Source organism: Streptosporangium sp. NPDC048047, from assembly GCF_040653115.1.
Classification (GTDB): Bacteria; Actinomycetota; Actinomycetes; order Streptosporangiales; family Streptosporangiaceae; genus Streptosporangium.
This window is the reverse complement of sequence record NZ_JBEZNH010000017.1, coordinates 128464-135084: the sequence shown is the minus strand read 5'-3', so window position 1 is coordinate 135084 and position 6621 is coordinate 128464. Positions and strand designations below refer to the sequence as shown.

The window sequence follows — 6621 nt, the reverse complement described above, 5'->3', positions numbered from 1 at the left end:
ATCAAACTCTCCAAACAATGTCTGAACAGTTTCTCCCGGCTGAAAGCATCCATCCCTGCGACGGGACGGAGCATCAACCAAAGGAATCCGTCCTCCCACTCAAGGCGGGTGGGACGGGGTTGTGCATCATGCACTGGCTTTTAGCACACTGTTGAGTTCTCAAGAAACGGACGCGTTCACCATCGAACCGGACCCTCAGGCCCGTCTCTCCGGGGCGTTTCGTTCGTTTCGTTGTGCCTTTATTCTTTCAGACCGGCTTTTTCGTGTCAAACCACTCTTTCGGAGCGATTTGCTTTGATCCAACCGTCCCGAAGGGAATTCGGGCCGCCTCTTTCGGAGGCAACCCCTTAAACTTACCAGCCTCTGAGCGGCTCTGCGAACCGATCTCCGCGGTGGTGCGTTTCAAGGGGATATCGGGGAACACGGAACAAGCCACGTCGAAGTCACCGGAGTGATTGGAGTGGTTTGCCGGCCCCTGCCGACCACGAAAGATTAGCAGCCTTCGCGGACCGCTTGAGCCGTAATCGCAGAACCTCTTCACGCCTCTCCCCGACCCGGTCCGTCCCGCCGCGACCAGTCTCTCCCTGACCCGGTCCGTCCCGCCGCGACCCGCCTCCCCCCGACCCGATCCACCGCGACCCGGCCCAGGTCGGCCCGACCCGCCCCGGCCCCCGGGAGAGGTCCGGCGGGAAACATAGACTCGGCGGGGTGAGCAGTCAGATGCCGCCCAAGGCGAAGAAGGTTCCCAGCGAGCGCGTGCACCATGGAGACACCGTGGTCGACGAGTACGCGTGGCTGACGGTCAAGGACGATCCCGACACCATCGCTTACCTCGAAGCGGAGAACGCCTACACGGAGCAGGCGACCGCTCATCTCAAGTCCCTACAGGAGACGATCTTCCAGGAGATCAAGGGCCGGACGCTGGAGACCGACCTCTCGGTCCCCAGCAGGAAGAACGGCTGGTGGTACTACTCCCGGACCGAGGAGGGCAAGCAGTACGGCATCCAGTGCCGTGTGGCGGCCGCCGGGGAGACGCCGCCCGAGCTGAAGGCCGGCGAGCCGCTCCCCGGCGAGGAGGTCCTCCTCGACGGCAACGAGCTGGCCGGGGACAGCGAATTCTTCGCCGTCGGCACCAGCGCGGTCAGCCCCGACGGCACCATGATGGCCTACGCGGTGAACTTCACCGGCGACGAGCGCTTCACCCTGAGGGTGAAGAACCTCGTCACCGGCGAGATCCTCCCCGACGAGATCCCCGGCATCTTCTACGGCGGCGCCTGGTCGGCGGACGGCACCGCCTTCTTCTACACGACGGTGGACGAGAGCTGGCGGCCGTACCGGGTCCACCGGCACACGATCGGCACCGCGGCCGAGGACGACGTGCTGGTCCACGAGGAGACCGACGAGCGGTTCTGGCTGGGCATCGGCCTCAGCCGCAGCGAGCGCTACCTGATGCTGGCGGCCGCAAGCAAGATCACCAGCGAGGTCAGGATCCTGGAGGCGGACGACCCCGCGGGCGAGTTCCGTGTCGTACGGCCCCGCGAGACGGGCGTCGAGTACGACGTCGAGCACGCCGGCGACCGCTTCCTGGTCCTGCACAACCGGAACGCGGAGAACTTCGAGCTGGCCACCGCGCCGCTCGACGATCCCGGCACCTGGACCCCGCTGATCGAGCACCGCGCCGACACCCGGCTGCTGAACGTCGACGCGTTCCAGAGCCACTCCGTCGTGCACTTCCGCCGGGACGGCCTCACCGGCATCCGCGTCCTCCCCGGGGACGGCGAGCCGTACGAGATCTCCTTCCCCGAGCCGATCTACGAGGTCGGACCCGCGGGCAACCCGGAGTTCGTCACCGAGCGACTGCGCCTCGGCTATACCAGCATGATCACCCCGGCGTCGGTCTACGACTACGACCTGCGGACGCGCGAGCTGATCCTGCTGAAGCGCAAGCCGGTGCTCGGCGGTTACGACCCTGACGACTACGAGCAGTTCCGCGAGTGGGCGACGGCCTCCGACGGCACCCGCGTCCCCATCTCGATCGTGGTCAGGAAGGGCACCGAGCGGCCCGCGCCCACCCTCCTGTACGGCTACGGCAGCTACGAGGTGTCGATCGACCCGTCGTTCTCCATCCCCAGGCTCAGCCTGCTCGACCGGGGCTTCGCCTTCGCCATCGCGCACATCCGGGGCGGCGGCGAGATGGGCCGCCGCTGGTACGAGGACGGCAAGTTCCAGCAGAAGAAGAACACCTTCACCGACTTCGTCGCCGCCGCCGAGCATCTGAAGGCCGAGGGGTGGTCGAGTTCGATCGTCGCCCGCGGCGGTTCGGCCGGCGGGCTGCTGATGGGGGCCGTGGCCAACCTCTCGCCGGAGAGCTTCGCCGGCGTCGTCGCCCAGGTGCCGTTCGTGGACGCGCTCAACACGATCCTCGACCCGTCCCTGCCACTGACGGTGATCGAGTGGGACGAATGGGGCGATCCGCTGCACGACGCCGACGTGTACGAGTACATGAAGTCGTACACGCCCTACGAGAACGTGGACGACCGGGTCTACCCGCCGATCTTCGCGATCACCAGTCTCAACGACACCCGGGTCTTCTACCACGAGCCCGCCAAGTGGGTCGCGAAGCTCCGCGACATCGCGCGGGGCGGGCCGTTCCTGCTCAAGACGGAGATGGGCGCCGGCCACGGCGGGCGCAGCGGCAGGTACGACGCCTGGCGCGAGGAGGCCCTCGTCCTCTCCTGGATCCTCGACACAGCCAAGGTGACCAAGTGACACACATCGCGGCGGATGACCGCTACGACGGGCGGCAGCCGTACAACAGGGTCGGCAGGAGCGGGCTGAGGCTGCCCGCCGTCTCGCTGGGGCTCTGGCACAACTTCGGCGACGACAAGCCCTTCGAGACCCAGCGGGCCATCCTGCGCCGGGCGTTCGACCTGGGGGTGACCCACTTCGACCTGGCCAACAACTACGGCCCGCCGTACGGCTCGGCGGAGACCAACTTCGGCCGGCACATGCGGGACGACTTCGCTCCGTACCGCGACGAGCTGGTGATCTCGACGAAGGCCGGGTACGACATGTGGCCCGGCCCCTACGGCGAGTGGGGGTCGCGCAAGTACCTGCTCTCCAGCCTGGATCAGTCGCTGAAGCGGATGGGGCTGGACTACGTCGACATCTTCTACAGCCACCGGTTCGACCCGGACACTCCGCTGGAGGAGACGATGGGCGCGCTGGACCACGCGGTCCGGTCGGGCCGGGCGCTGTACGCGGGCATCTCCTCCTACTCTCCGGAGCACACCGCCGAGGCGGCGCGGATCATGCGGGAGCTGGGCACGCCGCTGCTCATCCACCAGCCGTCCTACTCGATGCTCAACCGGTGGATCGAGGGCGGCCTGCTCGACACCCTGGAGCAGGAGGGCATGGGCTGCATCGCGTTCTCGCCGCTGGCCCAGGGCATGCTGACCAGCCGCTACCTCGACGGGATCCCCGACGGGTCGCGGGCCTCGCTGGGGAGGTTCCTCACCCCCGAGATGCTGACCGAGGAGACGATGCGGCACGTCCGCCGGCTCAACGAGATCGCGGAGGGGCGGGGTCAGACGCTCGCCCAGATGGCGCTCTCCTGGGCGCTGCGCGACAGCCGCGTGACGTCCGTGCTGATCGGCGCGAGCAGCGTCAGGCAGCTTGAGGACAGCCTCGGGGCGGTACGGAACCTGTCGTTCACCGACGACGAGCTCGCGGCCATCGACAAGGACGCGGTCGAGGCGGGCATCAACATCTGGGCCCGGTCGAGCGAGTCCTGACGGTGACGGCGCGGACGGGCGTCTCCCGGCGGGGCCCGTCCCGGGGCCTGACCGGTCCCGGGGCCTGACCGGTCCCGGGGTCTCAGACGGGATCCGCCGGACCCGCCCGGGAGAAACGGGATCGGCCGGACCTACCCGGGAGACGCCCGCCCGCGAGACGCCCGGACCCGCCCGGGAGACGCCCGTCCGCGCCCGCTGTCCGGCGTCCCCGGACGGGCGGGAGCGCCCTACAGCGCCTCGTTCCGCTGGAGGTAGGCGAACGAGGCCCACCCTGGCAGGACCGGCAGCCAGAAGGTGAACAGCCGGAACAGCAGTACGGCCGACGTGGCGATCTCCTTGGGCAGGCCGGCGAGGGTCAGGCCGGCCGCGAGGGAGACCTCGACGGCGCCGAGGCCACCGGGGGTGGGGGCGGCGGAGCCGATGGCGTTGCCCGCGAGGAAGACGATCGCCACGGCGGTGAAGTCGAGGGAGCCGCCGAACGCCCGGATGGAGGCGTCGAGGCAGGTCACGAAGAAGATGGTCAGCAGGAGCGTGCCGGCGAAGCCCTCGAAGAGCTTGCTGGGCGTCTGCAGGACGTCGAGCAGGCGCGGGACGACGCCCGAGAACAGGCTGCGGACCCGGGTGGTGACCAGCCGGCGCACCCGCGGGACTCCCAGCGCGATCAGCGCCGCCCCGGCGACGGCCAGCAGCGCGAACACCAAGGTCCGCGAGGGCGTGAACGACTCGGCGGTCCGGGAGCCGGTGACGTAGGCGAACAGCAGCAGCAGGCCGACGTGGAAGGCCAGGCCGATGACCTGGGAGGCGCCCACGCTGGCCACCGCCTGCCCCGGGGGGATGCCGCGTTTCTGCAGGTAGCGGGTGTTGATGGCGACGCCGCTGACGGCGGCGGGCGCGACGAGCTTGACGAAGGACCCGGCGAACTGGACGAGCACCGTACGGCCCAGCGGCAGTCTCTCCGGCACGAAGCCCTTGAGCATCAGTGCGGCGGCGACGTAGCTCAGCATCGCGGCGGCGAGGGCGACGACGGTCCAGCCCCACTTGGCGGAGCTGAGGACGTTCAGGTTGATCTGGCTGAGCGAGCCGACCAGGAAGTACGCGGCGACGGTGCTGGCGATGATCGTGACGAGGGTCCGCGGGCGGAAGCGCTCCAGGCGGACCTCCTCGCCCTCCACCTTGGGGGCGAGCTCGACGATCCGCTCCCGGATGGCCGGCAGCAGTCCCTTGTTCCGGTTGAGCGCCGCCCGGGTCTCGCGGGTGAGCGCGATGGGCTGCAGCAGCGGCAGCGCGCCGGCCAGCACGCCGGGCCCGGCGACGGTGGCGGCGGCGTCGACCGCGCGCTCGGCGCCGACGCGCAGGCTGAGGTAGGTCAGGAGCTGGGCGACGTCGAGGCGGAGCAGCAGGTCACCGGCGGCGATCTCCCCGCTGCGGGCGTCCATGAGGATGACGCGGCCGTCGTCGTCGACGTGGATGCTGTCGCCGGTCAGCCTCCGGTGGGCGAGCCGCTGGACCTGCAGGAGCAGGACCTGTTCCCAGACCTGGGCGAGCAGGTTGTCGTCGATCTCCTCGTCGGGGATGTCGTCGAGGGGGCGGGTGGGGACGTGCTCGTAGGCGAGCAGCGCCGCTTCGGTGCCGATCTCGCTGGTGCCGACGAGGCGGGGCGTGCTGGCCCCGGCGGCCTGGGCGGCGTACGCCATCAGGGCCTCGCGCTCCAGTTCGGCGCGGAGCGAGCGGATGGCGCGGCGGCGGGTCTCGCTGTTGAGCCTGATCCGCCGCCAGAGCCGGTAGAGCAGCCCGGCGACCTGGCGGTCACGGTCGAGGACGGTGACGTCGAGGCGGGTGCCGTCCTTGAGGTCGACGGCGTAGCGCCTGCTGCTCTGGTGGTCGTCGTCCATCCGCCGGGCCTTGACGGGCTGGAAGCCCAGCTTGCGGAGCGTGGCGACGATCGCGCTGCCCGGCGGGCGGGTGTTGGGGCTGCCCAGGCCGTACAGGGTGGCGTAGCCGACGGCCAGGCCGACCAGGATGGACACGGCGACGCCGAGGAGGGTGGCGGCGCTGCCGGCGAAGAGGGCGATGGTGTTGAGCGTGACCGCGCTCCACAGGGCCGCGCGCCAGGTGGGGCGGCGGGAGATGCGCACCGCGGTGACGTAGGCGATGACCGAGGTGACCAGCGTGTTGAGCGGCTCGATGTCGCCGCGTCCGCTGGTGAACAGGAACCGCAGCTCGGCGGAGCCGAACTTGATGATCCACTCGCCGAGGGCGAAGGAGAGGATCATGCCGGCGATGGCCGCGAAGACGCCTTCGGCGATCCGCAGGCCGTCGCGGTGGAGCACCCGCTCGATCGCGTACGCGCCGGGGACGCCGAGCATGGCGGCCCCGCTCAGCACGCCCACCACGCCGCCGAGGAGGAACGGCAGGTGGTTGGTGCTGTCGGCCACGTCACCCTCGAGGCCGTTGAGCGTCTTCTGCGCCACGAGCGCGAGGAGGACCACGGCCGCCAGCACGACGACCGTGGCGAGGAAGCGCAGCAGGTCGGAGGGGCGCCGGATGCGCTGCGGGAGCAGCGGCTCGTCGACGAGCACGACGGGATCGCCGTTCGCCGGGGGGCTCTCACCGTCGGCGGACGACACTTCTCCGTGCTCTCTGATTTCGGTCACCACTCGCGATTCTGCACGTTCTCCATTGCTGCTGCGTCATCGATCTTCATTACGGATACGTCACCGATCTTCCTTTCGCGTCGGTGACCGGAGTCGTGAACACCGTGCCGGACGGGCTTCCGGCCGTCCTGCGGGTGGTCTCCATTCTGCTGCGTGGAACCGGAAAAGAAGTC

General features: G+C 69.5%; 3 protein-coding genes. 2 read left to right on the top strand and 1 reads right to left on the bottom strand.

Annotated features, from left to right (window positions below):
• Positions 1 to 708 precede the first annotated feature (708 nt).
• On the top strand, positions 709 to 2769 hold the full coding sequence (locus tag AB0D67_RS17690; RefSeq protein ID WP_362936008.1) for a S9 family peptidase: 2061 nt from the start codon (positions 709 to 711) through the stop codon (positions 2767 to 2769).
• Positions 2766 to 3794, top strand: a complete 1029-nt coding sequence (gene mgrA / locus AB0D67_RS17685) for an L-glyceraldehyde 3-phosphate reductase (protein ID WP_362936005.1) — start codon at positions 2766 to 2768, stop codon at positions 3792 to 3794. Before AB0D67_RS17690 ends, mgrA begins: the two co-directional genes overlap by 4 nt.
• Before the next feature lie 227 nt (positions 3795 to 4021).
• Here the strand turns inward: mgrA and AB0D67_RS17680 are convergent, their stop codons facing one another.
• Positions 4022 to 6448: a lysylphosphatidylglycerol synthase transmembrane domain-containing protein gene (locus AB0D67_RS17680; RefSeq protein ID WP_362936002.1), complete on the bottom strand. Its 2427-nt coding sequence runs from the start codon at positions 6446 to 6448 to the stop codon at positions 4022 to 4024.
• Positions 6449 to 6621 lie beyond the last annotated feature (173 nt).